The sequence below is a fragment of the Cohnella silvisoli genome (genome assembly GCF_021190915.1).
Lineage (GTDB): Bacteria > Bacillota > Bacilli > Paenibacillales > Paenibacillaceae > Cohnella > Cohnella silvisoli.
Genome location: NZ_JAIOAP010000001.1, coordinates 321989 through 343717, shown reverse-complemented (window position 1 = coordinate 343717; position 21729 = coordinate 321989). Strand labels below are relative to the sequence as shown.

Genomic DNA, 21729 nt, shown 5'->3' with positions numbered 1-21729 from the left:
CCTATGAATTACGGCTTGTTCTCGAGACATTTCTATCTCGCTTGCCTCCCTCTTCTTATGTTCAGCTTACTCCTAACCGCTTGCGGGGATCGGGCCGAGCTTCCGCAGAAGGGATTCGTAATGGGGATTGCCCTCGATGAATCCGACAAGGGAAACATCGAGCTGACCGCTCAAATCTTCAAACCCTCCCAAACCGTAACCAGTAAAGGGAAAGTAGGTAAAGCCTATATCAATATCCACACCGAGGATCAATCGGTCTTCGAAGCCATTCGGGATATTACGATCCATCTGGGTCGTAAAGCTCAATGGAGCCATATGAGGGCTATCTTAGTCAGCGAAGCGCTGGCACGGAAATTCCCTTTAATCAGCCTGCTTGAATTCTTCTACCGGGATCACGAGCCTCGCCTGACATCCCATGTGCTTATCACGAAAGGAAGAGCATCCGATTACTTAAACACCCCTCCTTATATCGAGAGCTCCGTCAGTCAGCAATACTTCTTAAGCGAGAAAGCCTCGCATGAGCTCACAGGTAAAACTTCAACTTTAAACTTGCTTGAATTGGCCCTCCAAGCTAGAAGCGAATCCGCCGTAGCTTTAATCCCCTATGTGTACAAAGATAAAATCGGATCGGAGGAAACCACGAATGTCGCGGGTTCCGCCGTTCTTGCGCAGGGTCATGTGAAGGAGATCGTTCCCGTTTCGCTTCTCGAAGGGATTCTAATGCTGAAAGACCAATATAAAATCGGAATTATCGAAGTCCCTTGCAAGAGGAATAAACCCATCGTCCCTACCCTGCAGGAAGACTCGTTGGAAATGGTCAAAGCGAGCAGTTCCATGAAGCTAAAATTGTACGGTGAGCGGCCTCATCTTATTTTCCGGATAAAAGCTTTTGTAGCCATATCCGAGTTGGTTTGCGGAAAAGTACTCATGCCCAACGAAGAGCTCGAACTCCGAATCAGGGTACAAAACACGATAAAGCAGAGGATGGGCGAGAGCTTGGACTGGATGCTTGAAAAGCATTTGGATCTTGTTGGAGCAGGCAATGCCCTCCACGAAAGAAAACCGAGGTTATGGAAGCAGTGGAAATCCGATTGGCCGATGAGATTTGCGCGTTCAAGCTATGAAGTGCATGCGGATGTTACTATTCTGACGTCAGGCACGAATATTGGTAAACCCATTAATTCAAAATAGGTGAGTCTCATGATGTATTTCTTGCTCGGAATAGCATCCGTCGCTTTTCTCGCCCATGATTGGTTCATAGAAAATCTGAGGGGTGCCCTCAATCGGGTAAAGATCGCCTATTCGATCCTATTGCTGCTGTCCGCCTATCACCTTCTGATCTTCAAGAATTGGCTTCGCTCTTTCTCCTTCTACGATACGGCAAGTCTTATATTCGGCCCAGCCGCAAAAGCCATTATCGCCTATTTGAATCCGAAAGGGTGACACCAGCTTGAGAAGTACGCTCACCCCTAACCAAGCCGCCGTGCTATTCTTCATTTTCCTGACAGGTTCTTCAATTATCAATATACCTGCGCCCCTCATATTGTTCAGCCATAACGGCGCTTGGATCAGCCTAATAGCAACAGGCATGTTCGGGCTGCTGCTGTTAATCCCTATTGTCAGTCTGGCCCGCCGTTATCCCGGCATGACTTTCATTCAGTATACTTCTAAGCTAATGGGTAAACCGGCAGCTATTTTTCTTGGCGTTATTTTCCTGTCGTATCAAATCCAAATGGCAGCCGGCATTGTGATGGATATTGCCATGTTCCTCAAAAGCTCCATGATGCGTTCAACCGATTATTCAATATTCATCATTTTCTCCTTTTTGGCCATAGCCATAACCATTCGCGTCGGGGTAGGAAAATTTGTGGGGATGTTCGGATTGTTAATGCTAAGCGTAATGGTCTTCATCGTTTTCAATGTGTTGCTTTCTTCCGCCAATTTCAATTGGCATTTCTTATTGCCCGTTGTCGATGATGGCGTTAAGCCCATTTTGCATGGGATATACTTTATCTCCGGCTTTCCTTATGGGGAAATCGTCCTCTTCAGTATGATTCTTCCGTTCGTCAAGCCGCAATCGTCGGATCGGACCGGGCGCAAAATGGCTCTAGCGCTTCTCCTGAACACGGCGTCTTTACTTATGGTGACTCTCGCAACTTTGCTTACGTTCGGACCCATCGCGGGGGAACGTAAATATTCCATGTTCGAAGTTGCACGCACAATCGAGATTACGGAAATTTTCCAGCGGATCGAAGCCTTGATGGGTTACTCTTTGATTGTCGCTTCGTTCATGAAGGCCTCGATTGTCCTTTTCACCTCGCATATCACTCTTAACCACCTGCTTGGTTTACCCCATGAGAATCGGCAACTCATTTTCCCCCTCGCCTTACTATGCGCGATCATCTCCATATCGGTAGGCATCCGCGGTGAAGCCAATTGGAACTTCATCGTCTCCGGTATCAATCCGCTATGGGGACTAGCCGCTTTTGTAATTCCCATAGTACTCGTTTACTTCGTATCTTTACTGCGTAAGAAGAAAACCTGAAAGTGAACAGGGGCTATCCCATAGGGTCTATGAAGACCTGAGGGGTAGCCCCAAATTATGATACAGCATGGGAGGAAATAAATAACAGTAAAACTCCCGTTAATTTGATTAAATTAAAGCAGGTTTATCGTTTTCAATGTAAATGTCCAGTTATTACCCCATTTTTCTACCTTTACCCCATATCTTGTTAAAATAAAAGGACAATTGCAGTTATTTCCCCAATCATAGCAGGCAGCTATTACTTTACCTGTAGAAATCCCGTTATTTCCAATCGAGACGGTATCGTGCTTTGTTCTTCTCCCCCGCTACTGACTGACTGCGCTCATAAGCCGCCCAATCTCGGCCTGCAAATCCTCCGGTTCGTTCACATAGTTGTAAATGCCCAAGAAGGTCCGGGTTGCTTGAGGATCCGTTCCGACCAAGCCATAAGCAGCTGTTATTTCCGGCGGCACCGGCGCGTTCTTGGTAAATTGGCAGCCATATAACGCGTCATGCAATCCTTGGCCGACGGCAGGATCCTTGAAGCTTACCGCGTCCCCAAGCAATGCCCAGCCCTGCCCCATGCCGGTAAACCAATCATTGTCGTAACCATGCAGTCCTCTGATAGGCTCAACAAATTCAACGCTCTTGAATCGGTCCGCAAAGGTCGTATGCGCAAACCCTTCCTCAATAAGCGCTCGCAGACCTTCTTCCGGCCCGGCTTTGAACCTGTCCATCCACGCTTGGTCATCGAGCGGGAACATATGACCAGTTACCACGGTCACCTTGGCAGTCATGGAAAATATACGCGAAAAAACCCGACGGGCAAGGTCGAGTTTCCTTAAAGGGGCAAAAGAAAAAGAGCACCTCTCGCGGTGCTCTCTTGCATGATCTTGGTTATCCGATTGAGACGCCCTTACGCAGGGATTTCTGATCTCGGTTTGTGTTCACAAGAGCAGGAAGCATCTTAGTTCCGCTTTCCATTGGTTTGTGACACAACCCGCAAGTCGGGATTGTTTCGAACGCGAAGTTATCCCTCATCCACCCATTGCAGCCTTCACTCGTGCAGGACCAGATCGCCGTCATTTCTTCAGGGATCTCCTCTAACGATTTCTTCCGTGAGTACATGGACGAGCCCCCTTTTCCTATAGCATAACCAAAAAAAACGCCCTTAACGTACGTTAAGGGCATTTTTGTTTGTGTTGGATTTACAGTTTAACAACGTTCTCCGCTTGTGGTCCGCGGTTGCCTTGTACCACGTTGAATTGAACGCGTTGTCCTTCGTCCAAAGTTTTGAAGCCGTCACCTGTGATCGCGCTGAAATGCACGAATACGTCGTTGCCGCCTTCAACCTCGATGAAACCGAAGCCTTTGTCTGCATTAAACCATTTCACTGTACCTGTTTGCATGTAATTCACCTCCAACTTCTATTGCCTCATGATCCTTTTTACTCATACGAATAAAAAATCCACAAAATGAAATAGGTTATGTTATACAAAATAATAACCCTTTCATTTGTGAATCCAGGTCACGATTTCGATAGGTCTTATCATAACAGGTTCAAGACTAAAAAGCAAACTGAAAGTCCTTACATCTTCATTTCCACAGCTCCTTTTTCTAAGAACAATCCCCAGCAATGCTTCAAAAACAAGCATTGCTGGATTAGGATAGCCAGTTTTGGATGTCTTATGCTCATTTATTGACTTAGATCAACCGAATTAGCCGTTATTGCCCAATCTTTCCGTTGTTATGAGCCGGCTCCCCCACTATTTATCATTTTAGAACCTACGAACGGGAGCCGCTAACGATTCCTGTCCGTCTTCCCCCTGCAGCATTTGCATGAAGAGAAAGGCGAGTCTCAATTGAAGGAGATCGTTCGATTTCTTGAAATCGATCCGCAGCGTTTCGCTGATTTTCTCCAGCCGGTAAGCCGCCGTATTACGATGAATGAACAACTGCTTGGCCGTCTCTCCGATCTGGGCATCGCTGAACACGTAAGTCTGGAGCGTCTGAAGCATTTCCTGGTCATACACCGATTCCGAGTCTAACAGCGGACCCAGCACGTAATGGCAATAACGCAGCATGGATTCCGCCGGCACGAATTGAAACAGATGAGCCATCTGGATCGTCTCGAATTGCAGCACCCGCTCTTTCATGTGAAGCCTTTCGCCGATCTTCAACGTCTCGAGGCACTCCGAGAAAGCTTCGGCAAGCCGTTCCGGCCTCGTCTTTACAGAACTCAATGCAAACACTTGCCGAGCGTTGCACAAAGCTTGCGTGAACGGAAGCCCTGTTTGGAACAACGCCGCGAGACTCTTACCTGTTCCGATTCCCTCAGCAGGATAAATCGACAAAATCCCGTCCTCCATCGTAAGGTGGTAGCCTTTGCGCTCTTTAATGGAAGGATTGAACTCCAGCTCTTGCCGAACAGCTTTCAAGTTTGCTTCCCGATCCTCGTCCGAAATGCCGTGCAGCGCGCAGATGACGCATTGGTACGCACCTTTCAGCACGTTCACTCCAGCTTTCTCGGCGTATTGAAGCACCGCGTCTATCGAGGCCCCTTTGTGCAAGTACCGCAGCATTATCGTGCTCAGATCGAGGTGGAGGAACGATTCCGTGCTGTTCACCAGCATATTCCCCAGGTAAAAGGCCAACATTTCCGAGGCTTGATGGAACAAGCCTTCCTCTGCCTTGCTCACGAGAGGGGTCGATGGCAGGAAAAGACCAAAGCCGATCGTTTCGTCCTGATAGGAGAGCGGAATTCGAATCAGTTGAACTCCTCCGCGGACGACCTTCTGCACCTGGGACTCCCAAGGCCAATCACTCATGAGCTCGCCGTCGGAACAAGGGGTTTCGTTGTAAAGGATATGTCCTCTGCCGCCTACGACGGCCATGGGAAACTCGATGACGGATGAGATGCGTTCGAAATAATTGCCTCCATCCGTTTGCCGGAGAGCAAGCTGCATTAACTTTTTTTGCTTATCTAAGATGGTATGGAGGATAAGCGTGCTGCGGGAAAGCTCATCTTGGAACAATCCATTGATCTGATCGGAAAATGTAAAGGGATAAGGAAGCTCGATAAGCGGAAATCCGAGCCGGTCGGCTTCTTCGATCAACTCCGCTGGCATTTCCGTCCAGAAACGGCCTAATTTGATGCCCAAACCTGCCGAGCCGCACATCTTCAAGCTGCGGATTAGCTTAATTGCATCGTCCAATCGATCTTTAATGACATAGGCGGTAGTGAAGAACATATCCCCTTCCTTCACCCAGTCAATGAAATCCGGCGCGTCAATGATGTTGACGGACTTGAGAATGCGGGACAGACCTGACTTCCCCGCCACCAGCTTGCCTTCCGAAAGCGGGTAGATTTCTAGAGCTTTTTCGACCGTGATGTGCATTTGATCCCCTCCATCGCCGCTGTTAAAGATTATGTCATATATTATAACGCATAATAGCAGTTTAAATGACGCAATTCGAGCTAACCAAAGTTTCGGCGATCAGTTTTCCTTTTTTGTATACTTTCTCCCTCTCCGAGCGGGTGTAAAGCAAACTTCTCACATCCGTCGCTTGGCATACGACCAAATCCGCATCCGCACCTATCCGCAATCCATAGGAATCGAGCTCAAGAGCGGTCGCGGCGCGAGTCGTGGCCATTTCCACCAATATTCCCGCGTCCTTCTCGCTGCCCATATGACTCGTTTGGGCAACCAATAGCCCAATATCCAGCGGATCCGCCGTCCCGAAAGGCGTAAACGCATTCTGGATGTTATTGCTGCCGAAGACGACATTAACCCCCTTATCCAACAACAACTGAACCGGAGTCAGCCCCCGTCCGGCGGCCTGCTCCACTCCACGCCCATTCAAGTAAAGGTCCGTTGCCGGTAAACACATGACATGAATGCCAGCTTCCGCGATGGCTTCCGCTATCGCTTCCGCACGAACCTTCCGCACTACGCCAAGGGACGTCAAATGTCCTACCGAAACCCTGCCTTGCATACCGAATTTCTCCGTCGTTTTCACCACTTCCAGAATGGCCAACTGCTCGGGCCGATCGGAAAAATCGGCATGAAGGTCGACGGGCAGGCCATGCTTATGCGCCAAACGGAACACGAAATCAAGGTGCTCTTCCAAGTTTCGGTCGTTATAGGTGATGCCTCCGACGACATCCGCTCCCATCGACACGGCCTGTTCCATTAACCCTTGCGTCACGCAGTCTCTGAAAATACCCTCCTGCGGGAAAGCGACGATTTGCAAGTCGATGACGTCCTTTAGCCGCTCTTTAAGAGCCAAAATCGTCTCCATCCCGATCAAGCCGATGACCGGATCGACCTCTACGTGACACCGCATCCGAGTAACTCCGTGAATGACCGCCTGTCTTATCACCCTTAAAGAACGTTCGTTAATATCCGCGGCCGTGAAAAACCGTTTTAGCTCGCCCGACTTGGCTATGGCCCCTTGCAAAGTCGTCACGTCGCCGGACAAACGATCGAGCAGCAACGCTTTATCCAGATGAATATGCGTCTCTACGAGCCCCGGAAGAAGCAGCTTCCCCTGAAGATCGACAACCTCCCTCGATTCGGGAAGCAGTCCATTCGAATGGTCTGCCAGATGAACGATTTTCCCACACTTTACTCCTACATCCCGTAAAAACTTATGGTCGATAGTGGAACATTGCGTAAATAACATATCTAGCATTCAATCACCTTTTTGGACTTCATTTTTGTTAACGCGACAGTAAGATTTAGTCCGATTATTAACCTAAAGCGAATGAGCGTCAAACTGTTATGTAATGTTTTGTTACATATAATAAGAATGCAACTCCTCTTTGTGCATAAAAAACTTTACTAGCCGGGACTGTCCGCAACGCAAATAAGCCCTCCTCACGATGAGAAGGGCGGAATTACTACTTATGAACAGTCCGACGACCTAGCCTACCCGCCAGACACCAGTTGCATAACAAACACCTTATCGCCAGCACGGAGCGGGATATCCAGGCTGTCTAACCAATCGATATTATCCTCGTTGTAGCATATAAGCACATGCTTACGTACTTTTCCAGGTTCGGCGTACACATGGTGCTTAAGCAAAGGATAATCGGCGAACAATCGGTCGAGCGCCTCCTGTAGCGTATCGGCTTCGAGCGGAAACTTGGCTCTTCCACCCGTGCAATCCGCGAGCAACCCCGGCACGCTTACTTCAATCCTCATCCTCAGCCTCAACAATCCAAGGTTTGACGGAGAGAATACGCGAAAGCTGCCCCGGCAACCGCTCCCAGCTTACGCCCCGATCCAAGGAACAGAACAACTCGCCTGAAGTGGTGCCGAAGTAGATGCCGTAAGGGTCCAGCGAGTCGACCGACATCGCGTCCCGGAGTACGCTGACATGCCTTTTCTCTTCGGGAAGAACGTCTCCGATCGGCAACCAACGCGATTCGTCCCTATGCCTGCGATAGACGATCAATTTGCCGTCTTTCATCGAACGCTGCTCCGAGCTTTCGAGCGGAATGAGGAACAAATCGCCCGTAGGCGAGACGCAAAAAGGAAATCCGAACGGCTCATCCCCCTCTTTCAAGGTCAGGCCTTCTTCATCCGGCGTCCAATTGTCCCCGCCATCCTCGGATTTGAATACGCCGCAATGTTCTTGCATGTACAGGATATCCGGATTGTCTGGATCCGGGGCCATTTTATGAATGCAATAACCGACCTCCTCGAAGGGCTGTCCTGTTGGCACGCGCGCAAGACCTGCATTTTTAGCTTCCCACGTCTCCCCTCCGTCTTCGGATCGGAACACGCCAACGGCGGACATTGCCACCCATATTCTCTCGGGACGGTTCGGATCGATGACAATCGTATGCAGGCACATGCCTCCGGCTCCCGGAAACCAACCTGGCCGCGATGGATGGCTGGTTAGTCCGCTTAATTCCTTCCACGTATGTCCGCTGTCATGACTCACGAACAATCCCGCTTCTTCGACGCCCGCGTACAGAGTATTCGGTTGGGACGGCGCCCCTTTGACCAATTGCCAAATCCGGTTCAACGAGAACCCGCTCTCCTCGGAGTAACGAGGTCCCTCTTCAATCTGCGTCCACGTTTCGCCGAAGTCATGGCTAACGCGGATAGACGGCCCGTAAGCCGCATGGGAAGTTCCGGCGAACAGCGTATGTCCGTTCCGGCTGTCCCCAAGAACGCTGTAAGCTTCCCAACCGCTCAAGAAAGGGCCGCTCAGCTTCCAATCCTTCCGGTCTTCATTCGTGGAATAGACAAATACGCCTTTGTTCGTTCCTACCAACAATTTCACTCGTTTGGCCAAGAAATTCCCTCCAGACAGCTTATTTGCTCTATACATAACTTCGGTAAAAGGTAGGAATTTCCTGTCTGCGCGAGTATTTCTGAGGAAAATTTTACTGTATACTTGTTGAATGGAATGCAAAGGAGCGTGAACTTTAGCATGCAAGCAATCGAAAGCAAGATCGTTCGGTCCGTCTGTCCTTTCGACTGTCCCGACACTTGCAGCTTAAACGTGAAAATAGAAAACAACCTTATCGTGTCCATTGACGGCAATCCCGATCATCCGGTTACCCAAGGCGCGATTTGCAATAAAGTACGGCACCTAAACGAGCGAGTCTATCATCCGGATAGACTTCTCTACCCGATGCGCAGAACTGGCCCCAAAGGCACACTCGAATTCGAACGGATTAGCTGGGATGAAGCTTATGAGGAAATCACTAAACGGTTTAAAGCTGCGATGGATGACAATCGCCCGGAATCGATTCTCCCTTATAGCTTCTACGGAAACATGGGAATCCTGAACGCCGAGGGAATGGACCGCCGGTTTTTCCACCGGCTCGGCGCAAGCCAACTCGAGCGCACGATATGCAATGCCGCGGGCGCGGCAGGCTATCGTTATACGATGGGAGCCGCCGCCGGAATCGATCCCGAAGACACGGTGCATTCGAAATTCGTTCTCGTCTGGGGCTGCAATATCGTCTCGACCAACATGCACCAAGTTATGTATTTGAACGAAGCGCGTAAACGAGGAGCCAAAATCGTTCACATCGACGTTCACCGGAACCGGACTTCGATATGGGCGGACCAGTTCATACCGATCTTGCCGGGTACGGATACGGCTTTAGCGCTCGGAATGATGCACGTGCTTATCAAGGAAAAGCTAACGAATAATGAGTTCATAGCCCAGTATGCGAAGGGTTACGAAGAGCTTGTCGCCCAAGCCGAACAATATCCTCCGGAGCGGGTTTCGCAAATAACGGGCATTCCGCCCGAGGATATCATCGCACTTGCTCGCGAATACGGTAACGCGACCCCTTCTTTCATCCGAATCGGCAACGGCTTGCAGCATCACGACAATGGCGGGATGGCTGTTCGCGCGATTGCGTGCCTGCCGGCTTTAACCGGACAATGGGGCATTCTCGGCGGCGGCGCGCTTAAAGGCAACAGTTATTATTCCGCGATGAACACCTTTAAGGTGGAGCGCCCGGACCTGATGCCCGATCGGAACGTCCGCTCCATTAACATGAATCGTCTTGGCGAAGCTTTGCTCGCTTCCGATCCCGCAGTCGACTTTCTTTTCGTATACAACAGCAATCCCGCAGTCGTCGCGCCCGATCAGAATCAAGTACGCCAAGGCTTGATGAGAGATGATTTATTTACGGTTGTTCACGATCTGTTCCTGACCGACACGTGCAAATATGCGGACTTGGTCCTGCCGGCTACAAGCCACTTCGAGAATCGGGATTTATTCTCTTCCTACTGGCACTTATACCTTCAATTGCATGAACCGATTATCGACGTGATGGGCGAGTGTAAATCTAATTTCACCCTTTTCAAGGAACTTGGCCTCCACATGGGGTTTGAGCCTGAGGTATTTGACATTACGGAGGAGCAGATGATCCGGCAAGCGTTGGATCGCAACTCGCCATTCCTAGATGGACTAACTTACGAGGAGTTGGAGCGTGACGGATGGGCGAAGATGAAGCTAGATCGTCCATCCCTTTTCCCGGACCGAATCCCGACGCCTTCCGGCAAAATAGAGCTGTATTCGGCTGCCATGTTACGAGCCGGGCTCCCCCCGGTTCCCGAATATATTCCGATTAACGAACCGGAAGAGTGGCCTTTCCTGCTCGTCACCGGCCCGAACCACAGCTTCATCAACTCGACATTCGGCAATCAGCATCGACTGAAAAAGCTGGAGAAACAACCGACGATCGACATGCACGCCGAAGACGCTGCGGCCAGGGGGCTGCAGCATGGGGACATCGTTCGTATCTGGAACGCGCGGGGCGAATGCCGTATAACCGTCAAAGTCGCGAACAACGTGTTGCCCGGCGTACTCGTAAGCCAAGGCTTATGGTGGGAACACGGCAACGACGGCGTTCAAGCGGTCAATGCCCTGACGAGCCAGCGCCTGTCCGACATGGGAGGCGGAGCGACCTTTTTCTCGACCCGCGTGGATATCGAGAAAGTTTAGCGTTTGTTGGACTATCTTACCTTTGAACAGGCTGCCGATTATGCCGGCAGCCTGTTATTGTTTGATCTTTTTTCTGCAAGGCTGTCGCGTTTTTACAATGCTACGTTTTCAAAGATTAATATAATAACTAATATCTAAATTCAGTTAGAGGTGATCCTATTGAGCAGATTCGGAATGTACGTTAAATTCACGGCTAAACCCGGTCAGCGAGACGCTCTGGTAAACATTCTGTTAGAAGGAACGGATTCCGAACAGTTGGGTAAGGAATGCGATTTATATATCGTCAACGTCTCGGATACCGAACCTGATACTATTTGGGTAACAGAGATGTGGAGTCATCCGGAAGCGCATGAGGCGTCCCTTGCTCAAGAAGCAACAAAAGCATCCATTAAACGCGCAATGCCGCTAATAGCAGGAGTCGAAGCAACCAAGGTAAGACCAGTTGGCGGTAAAGGACTTTAGTTTGATGTTATTGATTGACTAGAAAAAACGGCTTCGTCGTCCTTGACTAATTAGACCGCGCGACTCTGTAGGTCCAGAATCTGAACATATTGGTGTTTTTGGTGCTCCACGATTTAAAGCGACTCAGACGCTCTATTTCCACCACAAGTGCCTCATCCGACGATTTAAAGCGACTCAGACGCTCTATTTCCACCACAAGTGCCTCATCCGGAGATTTAAAGCGACTCAGACGCTCTATTTCTGCCAAAACGACTTCGTCGTACCTGGGGACAAAGATTGTCGTTTTTATCGGAGACGATTCAGACGAGGATAGCGAAAAAACGCAGACTTCAAAGCCTGCGTTCCACGCTTCTACATCATACATTCTTCAAACAAGAGGCGCCTGAATCAATGTCGCGAAATTAAATCGGTGCACATGACCATCATTTAATGTCGTTTGGCCTGTTACAAAATGGACGTGTTTGCCATTTCCGACCGGAATAGCCGGTCCTGTTCTTATCCTCCTCAGATTATGAAAATGGTTCAAGAAATCCGTTTTCGTGAGATCGATTTCATGGACATGACTATTTCCTACGCGAATCGCTTGCCCCGTAACGCCTGCGAAGCGATGGTTATGTCGATCTGCGCCTTCTTCAGCCAGTTTAGTGCTGCCTTCAAATTCATGCACGTGCCTTTGCGCCTGTCGGGAAGAAGCTGCTTTCTTGCTTATTGTAAGCTTTCTCCTTTGCATCCGTTGCTTGCCTCCTTAGAATGATGTGGCTTCACAACATTCTATTTAAGCGAATATAAGTGCTAGACACTATCCACGACCCGAATGGAAAAGGACTGCCCCCTAAGTCACCCTGAGGCAGTCCTTTTGTCGTACCGTATTATCCGATCATCGATTCGGCAATTTTATGCCCTTTTTCAATGACCGCCATGCGCTCCAACAGGAAAATTCCGCTTAATTGCGCGCTCAACGTTACCTTATCCGGGGAAGGCTTGGATGACCAGTCGGTGCTAAACAATACATTCCCTTCACCGCGCCCCCTGTCCCACATGGAAACGGCATTGATCCGTAGCGTCTCAATGGCTTCCTTCTCGTCCGGCTTCTCCGCCACCAGCTCTGCCAGGTATCGGACGAAGATGCCCTTGAACAGCCCGCCGTCGCCATCCTCTTCATCCGGAAGCAAGCCGGTTACGGGGTCCGTCAGCTCCGCGATTGCCGCCTTCGCGGTCCGCGATGCATCGTGCAAATAAGAGAGATCGCCAGTCACCCGGTACAGTTCGACCGCAGCTCCGATAAAGACGCCTTGGCAGTAAGTGAACTTCCAATCCTTGTCGATTTCTCCGTCTCCGTTGCGGTTCATTCCGTCCCAGACAAAACCCGTTTCCGGGTCGACCAGGTTATTCTTCAGCCACACATAAATTTTCTCGGCCCAGACGAGATCATCCGGATCTCCTAATTGACGCGCTAGTCTTGCCGCCAAAATGATTGCCGGACCATTGGCCGGCGTATTCTTATACCCCAACTGCTCCTTATGCCAAGCGATTCCTCCACCCATGGCGGGATTCCACCCGGTCTTGATATCTTCCCACAACTCCAACACCGTTTCTTTGAAAACCGCGTTGCCCGTAGACTCGTAAGCCCTTAACCAGGAGATCCCCATCCATTCCATGTCATCATACAGCAAGTTTGGATATGAACCGCCATTTTTGGCGCGGACGCCTGTATGCAATTGCACAAGACGTTCGGAATAACCCCTGTCTCCCGTTCGGTTTAACCCGTCTACTAACGCGTCGGCTGCATGCGCCATCCACCAATAATGAAATATCGTGTTGCAAACCCCGTTCGGACAAGGCACTTCGATGTCATACATGGAAATGCCGGGGTTCCAATAAAGGTTTTCCAATGCTTGCTGCGCTTGGTCTGCCCGGTTAGCCCATATCATGGTTGTCGCACTCTCCCTATTCATCCAACTTTCCATCTCTCTCTAACCGAGCCATCGTTTCAAGCAGCATTACGCCGCTTAGATAGGCGCTAAGCTGAACGGGAGACTCCGGCGTTTGCCCCCAAGAGCTTCCGAAGAAAGCCTTGTCTTTCTCTTTGCCATAAGTCCATAGGCTTTCCGCGTTCGCCCGAATCAGCTTGACCCATGGTTCGGGTTGCTTGTCGACCTGAATGAGTTCTCCCAAATAACGAATGAGAATGCCCTTGAACAACGCGCCGTCCCCGTCCCCTTCGGACGGAAGCATACCCGTCGTACCGTTGGCGAATTGCCTGACAACGAATGTCGCCGTCTTCTTGGCATCGTCCAGATAACGTTCTTGTCCCGTTGCCCTGAATAGCTCCACCCCGGCGCCAATAAACGTTCCTTGGTTGTATGAAAATTGCCATTCCTTATCGATATGGCCATCGCCGGTCCGGTTCACCCCATCCCATACGAGTCCCGAATCCGGATCCACTAACGACTTCTTTTGCCAATCGTAGATCTTAGTTGCCCAATCCAAATATTGCTGATCCTTAAAGCGTTCATACAGTTTTGCGGCCAAAATGGATGACGGCGCGTTGGCGGGCGTGTTTTTGTAATCCTGTTGTTCTTTTCTCCAGGCGATTCCCCCGCCTTGGCTATCGTTCCAGCCCGTCTCGATATCTTTCCATAGGATAAGCACGGCTTCCTTGTACCTATTGTCTTCCGTGACGTCGTACGCTTTCAGCCAGGCAAGACCCATCCAAGCCATGTCATCGTAATAGTCGTTTGGAAAAAAGCCAACATTTCGATCCAAAATCCCTTGGTACAGCTGGCTTAATCGTTCCTTATATCCTTCATCTCCGGTACGGCCGTAAGCATCGGCTTGGAGCTCGACGGCATGCGCTAGCCACCAATAGTTAAAAGGATGATCGCAAGTTTGAAGCAAGCACGGAGACGCATTGTTGTATAACCGGTGTTTCTCATCCCAGAAAGATTCGCTCAGTTGCAGCTCGGCTTCTTCGGCCCTTTCGCTCCACACCGTCGACTCAGACACTGGCTTATCCCAAATACGGTCTAGCCATCCGATTTTCCAGAAAACTCCCGCAAGGCAAATAACGAGTACGATTACGACCAACTTCCAAGCTTTTGCTGCATTCATCGCTTCACCTGCTTAACCTTTAACTCCGCTAAAGGCGATGCCCTGCACGAAATATTTTTGTAAAAACACGAACAGGATCAAAATAGGTAAAATCGCAACCATAGCCCCTGCCATTACGGGTCCGAAATCGGTTTTATGGTTATACGAGAAAGCCTGAAGTCCCATCTGAATCGTCGCTTTATTCGGATCGTTCAGTACGATCATCGGCCATAAGAAGCTGTTCCAGCCCGCCTGAAACGTAAAGATACCCAGTGTTGCCAGTGCCGGCTTGGTCAGGGGGAGATAAATACTCCGGAAAATGCGAAATTCGCTGCTCCCTTCAAGACGCGCCATCTCCATCATATCCGAGGGGAGCGTAAGGAAAAATTGTCTCATGAAGAACACGGCAAACGACCCGGATGCCCCCGGCAAAACAACTCCCCAGATCGTGTTCAGCAAGCCGTTGCCGCCCGCGCCGTACCAATCGTTTCCTCCAATGAAAGGAAAATGTTTCAGCACGTAGAAACTCGGAATCAAAGTAACAACGCCCGGTATCATCATGGCCGACAGCAGCACGAGAAACAATATTTTGTTCAGGCGAAAAGGCAGTTTGGCGAAAGCATAGCCGCTTAAGGAGCCAAAAAAGAGGTTTGCGATAACCCCCAAAACCGCCAAAACCAAAGTATTCCAAAAATAGAGTCCGAACGGAACGGTAGTGAAAGCGGTCCGATAATGCTCCAAAGAAATTTTAGAGGGTAACCAACGGATCGGCATTGAGAAAATATCTTCACTCGGCTTGAAAGAGGTGATCAGACTCCAAAAGAAAGGCAGGAACATGAACACTGCAATACCGATACTCAACACATAGAACAGGACATTCCATAACAAGCGAACCGTCAAGAAACGTCTTTTCATACGACCGACTCCTCGGATTTGTTAATGCGCATATTAATGAAAGAAAATATAAGAATCGCCACAGCGAGAATGAACGCCTGAGCGGATGCATAGCCCATTTGCAATTGGTTAAAGCCTTGCTGGTAAATCAGATACACGGGTGTTTTGGTCACGTTAGCAGGACCGCCTTCGGTTAGGACGAAAGCTTGGTCAAACAGTTGAAGCGCGCCGATAATGGACATTGTGCTCACCAAAAACGTCGTAGGCCGAAGCTGCGGCAAGGTGATGTACCTGAATCGGTGAAAAGCATTGGCGCCGTCCAATTTGGCCGATTCATACAAGTAATCCGGAATACCTTGAAGACCTGCAATATAGATGATCATATTGGAGCCGATGGATTGCCACAAAGTAACGAGTATGATCGAAAACATAGCCGTCTCCGTTTGCGCCAGCCATGCCGGACCGACGATACCTAAATATCCAAGCAATGCGTTGACCAGGCCGAATTCCGGATGTAGAAGCCACACCCATACCGTTGCGGCAGCTACCGCAGAAGTTAACGTAGGCAAGTAGTTCATCGTACGGAACAGCTTTACTCCCGTTTTACGAAAATTAAGAAGAAGGGCTATCCCCATTGAAATGATAATATTCAGCGGAATAAAGACGACCGTATAGTAGCTGACGTTCCTGAAAGTTTTCCAGTACAAGGTGTCTTTCCATAACCTTTGATAATTGTCCAAGCCTACCCAGTCCATTCGGCTCAGAACATCATAATTGGTAAAACTTAAATAGAAAGCCATGAACACCGGAATGACCGTAAAAATAAGGAACAATAAGATGGTAGGTGTTATGAAAAGGTATCCTGTTCTCGCTTGATGTCGGTACAATTTACCCATGGAAGCCATAAACGGTCCCCTTTCCGAAAGGTGGAAAAGGGAGGATCTCCTCCCTTTTCCCTGTCATCGTTATTTCGCTGTCGCGTTGTCTTGCAATAATCTATCTCCTTGCTCCTGCGCCTTTTTAAGCGTTTCTTCGGCGCTTTGCTTGCCTTGCTGGAACAATTGAAGGTTCGGCACGAGAGCGTCGCCTTCCATGATGGAGTAACCAGGGTGCTGCGGACGGATTTTCGCGAAACTGAGCGTATCGATGAAAGGCTTCCAAAGCGGATCGTCCTTGAAGAACGAATCTTCGAGCGCCGGTTTGTAGCCCGGCAAGTTCAGACTCATTTTAGCCCACTGAAGAGCGCCTTCCTTCGTACCCGTCCACCATTTGATGAATTCCCACGCTTCGGCTTGATGCTTGGAGCCTTCCGGAATGACGAGTCCGAAACCGCCCATGCCCGATCCTTTGTCACCATTCGGGCCGGCAGGAGGCGGTACGATGCCGAAGTCGAGATCTTTGCCGTATTTCTTGTAAGTCGTGAGCATCCACGGACCGGTATAAGTCATAGCCACTTTGCCGGTAGCGAAGGCATCCGTTCCTTCTCCAAGTCCTTGCTCGAAGCCGACTTTGTAAACTTTATCTTTATTAAGCAGGCGATCCCAGTATTCCAGAACGGCTTTGCCTTTGTCGTTGTTGAAGTTCGTTTTGCCGTCGTCCGTCAGGATTGTTCCACCTGCTTGCTGGAGGTACATATTGAACAGTCCGTTGTCGGCCAAGGAGAAGCCGGCAACTTCGAGCTTTTTACCGTTCCACTTCGTTGTCTTGATGGCAGCCTGCTCCAACTCATCCCAAGTGGTCGGAGGATTCGTTATCCCTGCATCTGCGAACAGTTTTTTGTTATAGAACAAGGCGCGGGCATCAACCGTAAGCGGCAACCCGTACAGCTTGCCGCCGCTGGAAAGCTCCTTCATCGCTTCATCGTAGAAGTCGCCAGCATTTACGCCGTCTTTAGCCATAAAGTCATCGATCGGATGCATGACGTTTTTCGGAGCGTAAAGCGACGTGCGCCAGCGATCCCAGAATAGGATGTCCGGGGAACCACCGGAAGTCGCGGCCGTCAGAAACTTGGTGATCATGTCTTGCTGAAGCACGTACTTAACCTTGATTCTATCTTGGGATTTGTTGAAGGCGTCTGCCATCGCTTCGAATTGCTTCTGGCCTTCGCCGCCCCAGTCACCCCAAAAATTTAATTCAACGACCTCGGCAGGTGCAGCCGGCGTCGTTTCGCTTGCTTTAGTCGTCTCGGAAGGAGCTGCCGTTGTTTCTTTACTGCCGGCGGAGCTGCTTGCGTTGTTGCCGCCATTGTTTCCGCCGCAAGCGGCGAGGGTTACCATAACGAGTATGGTCAGGGTTACGATAGAAATCCACTTTTTCACTCTTGTTGCCTCCCTTTTATTATTCCGTTTATTCATTATTTCAACGGGGCGAACCCCGGTTGAAAACCAGATAGATCGATTATGCCGTCCGAACGCGAATGCCGCAGTAGTCCATCAGAAGCTCGCAGAACATCATATTGGCCCAGGAGAACCATGGTCGGCTAAACTCGGACGGATCATCCGCCGAGAACCCTTCGTGCATCATTCCCGTACCGGCGTCCGTATCGGCCATCAAACGCAGAAGCCGAAGCTTCTCCTCCGGATCGGTTGCCGTCAACCCTTGCATCGCCAGAGCGATATGCCAGACGTATCCGTCCGGGGTATGCGGGCTTCCGATTCCCTGTGCGGCTCTGCCTTCATAGAAGTAAGGATTTTCCCGGCTTAGAATAAAGCTGCGAGTGTTCCGATAGATCGGGTCGGACTGTTCCGCGTAACCCAAGTAAGGAATGGAGAGCAGGCTAGGAACGTTGGCGTCGTCCATCAGGTTGTGATTGCCGTTGCCGTCGGTTTCGTAGGCGTACATCTTTCCATGGACCGGGTGTTCTACGATTCCATAAGCTTCGATGCCTGCCGAGATTTGCTTGGCAAGCTCGCTCGCTTCGGACTCCAGGTCGCTGTCCGCGAGTACTTCGCGGGCAATTTCGCCTAAATAGTTAAGCACGACAACGGCGAACATGTTGGCAGGCACCAAGTAGCCGTAACGACAGGCATCGTCGCTAGGCCTAAACCCGGACCAGGTCATTCCCGTGAAAGCAACTTCGTTCCCTCGCCCTTGCCTTGGCAACGTGTCGCTAGGCGGACAGTCGGACCTTTGGAAAGAATAGGCGGACTTCGTTTCGTGGTGCTGCTCCGTCTTCCAAGTGTCCAGGATTTGTCTGGCGGCGGAACGAAATGTCTCGTTGAAATGGGATGTCCTTCCCGTGTTTTTCCAGAGCAGATAACTTAACTGCAGCGGATAGCAGAGGGAGTCGATCTCGTATTTCCTCTCCCACAACCAAGGAGACATATTCGTTTCATCCGCTTGGTGTCCTTTGCCGCTTGGGCTGTCGTTAAAAGCGTTGGCATAGGGGTCCAAGAGAATGCATTCCAACTGTCGTTGTACCAGCCCCCCGATCATGTCCGCCAATGCCTGATCTTCGCCTGCCGCCACGAGGAACGGCCTGACTTGCGCGGCGGAATCCCGAAGCCACATCGCGGGAATGTCTCCCGTAATGACGAACGTCGTCCCGTCGGGCTTCGACTGAATGGTCGTATTCAAAGTATTGGCAAGCGCGTTGCGGTATATCTCGACCAGCTTCGGTTCGTTCGCCAGATTTGCCGATATTTTCTCCAGCAAACCGGATAGAACGGGCGAATTCGTTGTCGCGAATGTCATGGGTTAAACCTCTCTCCCCTCTTGTTGTTCATTCTTCTTTGCTAGAGATATGGGCCGGAAGAGAAGCGACCATCTCGATGAGCATCAACCCGCTGAGTTGGGCGCATAATTGCACTGCCGGTTCGACGGGCGCTTGCCAGGAGCGGCTGATCAACCCTTTCCCATCCCTGCCCGTGTTCCATAACACGCTAGCGTTATGGACAATCATGCGGCGTACTTCAAGCCGATCGGGACATAGTTCCAGCAGTTGCCGAAGGTACCTGACGTAGATCCCCTTGAACAATCCGCAATCGTCCTTCCCTTCATCCGGCAGCACGCCGCCGTCCGCGGGAACCAACCGTTTCATCGATTCCGCCGTCGTGCGAAGCGCGTCGTTCAAATACTTTCTGTTACCCGTTATCCGATATAGCTCGATGCCCGCTCCGATGAATACGCCTTGGCAGTAGGTATACTCCCACTCATAGTCGATCTTTCCATCCCCTAGCCGATTCATACCGTCCCATACGAAGCCGGTCTCGGGATCGACGAGGTTCACTTTGTTCCACTCGTAAATCTTCGCTGCCCAATCATAGTCCTGCCGCTTCCCGAAACGCTGATACAACCTAGCCGCCAGAATGGCAGCCGGCGCATTCGCCGGAGTGTTCTTGTAGTCGAGCTGGTCTTTGCGCCAAGCCATCCCCCCGCCCATATGGTCGTTCCATGCGGTTTGGATGTTTTCCCATAAGACAAGCACTTTTTCCATGTAATCTTCATTCTTCGTTACGTCGTAAACCCTTAACAAAGCTAACGCCATCCACTCCATATCGTCGTAAAAATTATGAAGGAGCGTGCCGCCGTTGAGTTGATGAACTCCCGCGAGCACTTGATCGACCTTTTGCAGGTAAGAACGTTTTTTCGTACGCTCGTAGCCGTCGACCAAGACGTCAATGACATGTGCATGCCACCAGTAAACGAAAGAGTCGTTACACGTTCCGTCTTCGCAGGGAGCGCATTGATTCATGATGCTTTGGCGCTCATTCCAGAAATTATAGAGCAACTCTTCTTGGGCGGTTTCCGCCCGGATGTTCCAGTCTGGTGCCAATTCCAAAAGCAGAACCCCCTTCTCAGGATGGCTGGACTTATTTGTGAAACGCTTACATGTCTAAATATAATGTCATACCAATTACATGTCAATATATTTAATTCGTTATTTATTAAAAAATTTTAGATTGACATATCAGTTAATAGGTTTTTTGGTCGGAATACGTCGACAACCCCCTGCCCGAAGAGCAAAAAAACCTGCCGTATCGTCCGACAGGTTCAGTTGTATCACGCAGGAGCAAGTTGATTTAACTTTGCGCTATTCTTTTTGCAGCAGGGCTTGAAGTAGAATCTCCCCGAACTAGCGAAGCATCCAGCAAAATTTTAGACGGCAAAGTTTCCCCTTCTTTTAATCGGACTACGTTCTCGTAAGCCAAACGTCCCATTTCCTCTTGGTTCTGCCTTAAATGGGTGAACGGATAATTCCCATCTTGTTCCGGACAGTCGAAGCAAATGATGGAAAGGTCCTCGGGAACTCTAAGCTTCAGCTGTTTGGCCGCTTCCCTGGCCAGAAGAGCAATATTATACTCCATGGAAAAGAGTGCCGTAATGTGCGGATGATCCTTCAGCAGCAGCTTGATTTTCAGAATATCTTTGGCTTTGTTCTCTTCGATGAATGCGGTGGGCAGCGTTGAAACGATATCTTCGATCCACAAGTCGCGATCTACGACGATTCCCTTTTCCGCATGCGCTTGAATAAAGCCTTCTATCCGATCCTCGATAGCCGTCGTATCAATAGGCGGAGGCGTCAACAAGCCGATATGTTTATGGCCCAAATCAATTAAATAATCCGTTCCCAGCTTGGAGCCAGCCACATTATCGGTGCTGATGGAACCGGCTGATATTCCCTTCAAATGCCTGTCCACCAGAACGAATGGGAATTTATCAATGACGAGCTTAAGAATTTCCGCATTAAAATATTCACCCTGGGCCGGAAAAATAATGAGTCCGTCTACGCCGAAGTCGAGCAACCCTTTGATCGCTTCTTCTTCATAAGAAGGGATGCCGAACGTACGCCTGACAATTAAATAACTGTCGAATTTACGGGAAGCCTCTTCCATGCCGTATATCAATCCCGTGCCATAACTATCCCCGAAATCGGTCATGATAAGTCCGACGAGCATTTTGCCGTCGTCTTTGCCTCTTCCGGAGGCATTCTTATTGACACCCGTTTGAGCGTTAGCGGCCGCAACCGCCGAAGCCGGATCCGCTACGAAAGATCCTCTGCCCGGCCGCCGAACGATCAAACCTTCTCCCGCTAATAGCTCCAACGCTTTTTTGCTCGTAATGCGGCTGACGCCGTACTCATCGGCTAATTCCTTCTCCGAAGGTACGCGGTCGCCGATCTGGTATTGCCCGGTTACAATTCCGCTGCGCAACGCATCGAATATTTTCTCGTACATCGGACTCGACATATCCATTGCCTCCCTGACGCCCATACAAATACGTTAAGCTTACATAATAATATATCATGATATAAAATTTATGCCAATATAAAAATG

General features: G+C 50.0%; 21 protein-coding genes. 5 read left to right on the top strand and 16 right to left on the bottom strand.

Features of this window, described 5'->3' with window-relative positions:
- The first annotated feature begins 3 nt into the window (after window positions 1-3).
- From K7P76_RS01430 to K7P76_RS01420, 3 genes are read left to right on the top strand one after another with little or no spacing between them, the layout of a single operon-like run.
- Complete coding sequence (locus K7P76_RS01430; protein WP_232182292.1) at window positions 4-1191, top strand: Ger(x)C family spore germination protein; 1188 nt, start codon at window positions 4-6, stop codon at window positions 1189-1191.
- 9 nt (window positions 1192-1200) lie between these two features.
- Window positions 1201-1443 carry a hypothetical protein gene (locus K7P76_RS01425; protein WP_232182291.1) on the top strand — a complete coding sequence of 81 codons (243 nt, stop codon included), beginning with the start codon at window positions 1201-1203 and terminating at the stop codon, window positions 1441-1443.
- 7 nt (window positions 1444-1450) lie between these two features.
- Entirely contained in the window at window positions 1451-2545 is a 1095-nt protein-coding gene (locus K7P76_RS01420; RefSeq protein ID WP_232182290.1) for a GerAB/ArcD/ProY family transporter, read from the top strand.
- A gap of 305 nt (window positions 2546-2850) precedes the next feature.
- On the opposite strand, the gene K7P76_RS01415 is transcribed toward K7P76_RS01420, so the two are convergent.
- The 7 genes from K7P76_RS01415 to K7P76_RS01385 all read right to left on the bottom strand — a co-directional run bounded on the left by K7P76_RS01415 (window position 2851) and on the right by K7P76_RS01385 (window position 8833).
- A complete protein-coding gene (locus K7P76_RS01415) occupies window positions 2851-3321 on the bottom strand; it encodes a hypothetical protein (RefSeq protein ID WP_232182289.1) in 471 nt (156 codons plus the stop codon).
- A 100-nt stretch (window positions 3322-3421) separates the two neighbouring features.
- Window positions 3422-3652 carry a cold-shock protein gene (locus K7P76_RS01410; RefSeq protein WP_232182288.1) on the bottom strand — a complete coding sequence of 77 codons (231 nt, stop codon included), beginning with the start codon at window positions 3650-3652 and terminating at the stop codon, window positions 3422-3424.
- Between the two features lie 80 nt (window positions 3653-3732).
- Window positions 3733-3933 carry a cold-shock protein gene (locus K7P76_RS01405; protein ID WP_232182287.1) on the bottom strand — a complete coding sequence of 67 codons (201 nt, stop codon included), beginning with the start codon at window positions 3931-3933 and terminating at the stop codon, window positions 3733-3735.
- Window positions 3934-4302: 369 nt separating this feature from the next.
- Window positions 4303-5922 carry a PucR family transcriptional regulator gene (locus K7P76_RS01400; RefSeq protein WP_232182286.1) on the bottom strand — a complete coding sequence of 540 codons (1620 nt, stop codon included), beginning with the start codon at window positions 5920-5922 and terminating at the stop codon, window positions 4303-4305.
- Between the two features lie 61 nt (window positions 5923-5983).
- Complete coding sequence (locus K7P76_RS01395) at window positions 5984-7219, bottom strand: amidohydrolase family protein (RefSeq protein WP_232182285.1); 1236 nt, start codon at window positions 7217-7219, stop codon at window positions 5984-5986.
- A gap of 236 nt (window positions 7220-7455) precedes the next feature.
- Entirely contained in the window at window positions 7456-7731 is a 276-nt protein-coding gene (locus K7P76_RS01390; protein WP_232182284.1) for a MoaD/ThiS family protein, read from the bottom strand.
- Entirely contained in the window at window positions 7721-8833 is a 1113-nt protein-coding gene (locus K7P76_RS01385; protein ID WP_232182283.1) for a WD40/YVTN/BNR-like repeat-containing protein, read from the bottom strand. The genes K7P76_RS01390 and K7P76_RS01385 overlap by 11 nt, the downstream gene beginning before the upstream one ends.
- 138 nt (window positions 8834-8971) lie before the next feature.
- Between K7P76_RS01385 and K7P76_RS01380 the strand changes: the two genes are divergently transcribed.
- Together K7P76_RS01380 and K7P76_RS01375 are read left to right on the top strand one after the other, a co-directional pair.
- Window positions 8972-11008, top strand: a complete 2037-nt coding sequence (locus tag K7P76_RS01380; RefSeq protein ID WP_232182282.1) for a molybdopterin-containing oxidoreductase family protein — start codon at window positions 8972-8974, stop codon at window positions 11006-11008.
- A 150-nt stretch (window positions 11009-11158) separates the two neighbouring features.
- Window positions 11159-11470, top strand: coding sequence for a putative quinol monooxygenase (locus tag K7P76_RS01375; RefSeq protein ID WP_232182281.1), 312 nt, complete (start codon window positions 11159-11161; stop codon window positions 11468-11470).
- 367 nt (window positions 11471-11837) lie between these two features.
- On the opposite strand, the gene K7P76_RS01370 is transcribed toward K7P76_RS01375, so the two are convergent.
- The 9 genes from K7P76_RS01370 to K7P76_RS01330 all read right to left on the bottom strand — a co-directional run bounded on the left by K7P76_RS01370 (window position 11838) and on the right by K7P76_RS01330 (window position 21642).
- Window positions 11838-12200 (bottom strand): YmaF family protein, encoded by a 363-nt coding sequence (locus tag K7P76_RS01370; protein ID WP_232182280.1) that lies wholly within the window; start codon window positions 12198-12200, stop codon window positions 11838-11840.
- Window positions 12201-12339: 139 nt separating this feature from the next.
- Window positions 12340-13401: a glycoside hydrolase family 76 protein gene (locus tag K7P76_RS01365; RefSeq protein WP_232182279.1), complete on the bottom strand. Its 1062-nt coding sequence runs from the start codon at window positions 13399-13401 to the stop codon at window positions 12340-12342.
- A 16-nt stretch (window positions 13402-13417) separates the two neighbouring features.
- Window positions 13418-14581 carry a glycoside hydrolase family 76 protein gene (locus tag K7P76_RS01360; protein WP_232182278.1) on the bottom strand — a complete coding sequence of 388 codons (1164 nt, stop codon included), beginning with the start codon at window positions 14579-14581 and terminating at the stop codon, window positions 13418-13420.
- Between the two features lie 12 nt (window positions 14582-14593).
- A complete protein-coding gene (locus K7P76_RS01355; protein WP_232182277.1) occupies window positions 14594-15475 on the bottom strand; it encodes a carbohydrate ABC transporter permease in 882 nt (293 codons plus the stop codon).
- Complete coding sequence (locus tag K7P76_RS01350; RefSeq protein ID WP_232182276.1) at window positions 15472-16359, bottom strand: carbohydrate ABC transporter permease; 888 nt, start codon at window positions 16357-16359, stop codon at window positions 15472-15474. Before K7P76_RS01350 ends, K7P76_RS01355 begins: the two co-directional genes overlap by 4 nt.
- A 60-nt stretch (window positions 16360-16419) precedes the next feature.
- Window positions 16420-17730, bottom strand: coding sequence for an ABC transporter substrate-binding protein (locus K7P76_RS01345; protein ID WP_255678131.1), 1311 nt, complete (start codon window positions 17728-17730; stop codon window positions 16420-16422).
- 121 nt (window positions 17731-17851) lie between these two features.
- On the bottom strand, window positions 17852-19147 hold the full coding sequence (locus K7P76_RS01340) for a glycoside hydrolase family 125 protein (RefSeq protein ID WP_232182274.1): 1296 nt from the start codon (window positions 19145-19147) through the stop codon (window positions 17852-17854).
- Window positions 19148-19175: 28 nt separating this feature from the next.
- A complete protein-coding gene (locus K7P76_RS01335; protein WP_232182273.1) occupies window positions 19176-20234 on the bottom strand; it encodes a glycoside hydrolase family 76 protein in 1059 nt (352 codons plus the stop codon).
- A gap of 241 nt (window positions 20235-20475) precedes the next feature.
- The gene (locus K7P76_RS01330; protein ID WP_232182272.1) at window positions 20476-21642 is read right to left on the bottom strand and encodes a GntR family transcriptional regulator; all 1167 of its coding nucleotides are present in this window, start codon (window positions 21640-21642) and stop codon (window positions 20476-20478) included.
- Between the last annotated feature and the right edge of the window lie 87 nt (window positions 21643-21729).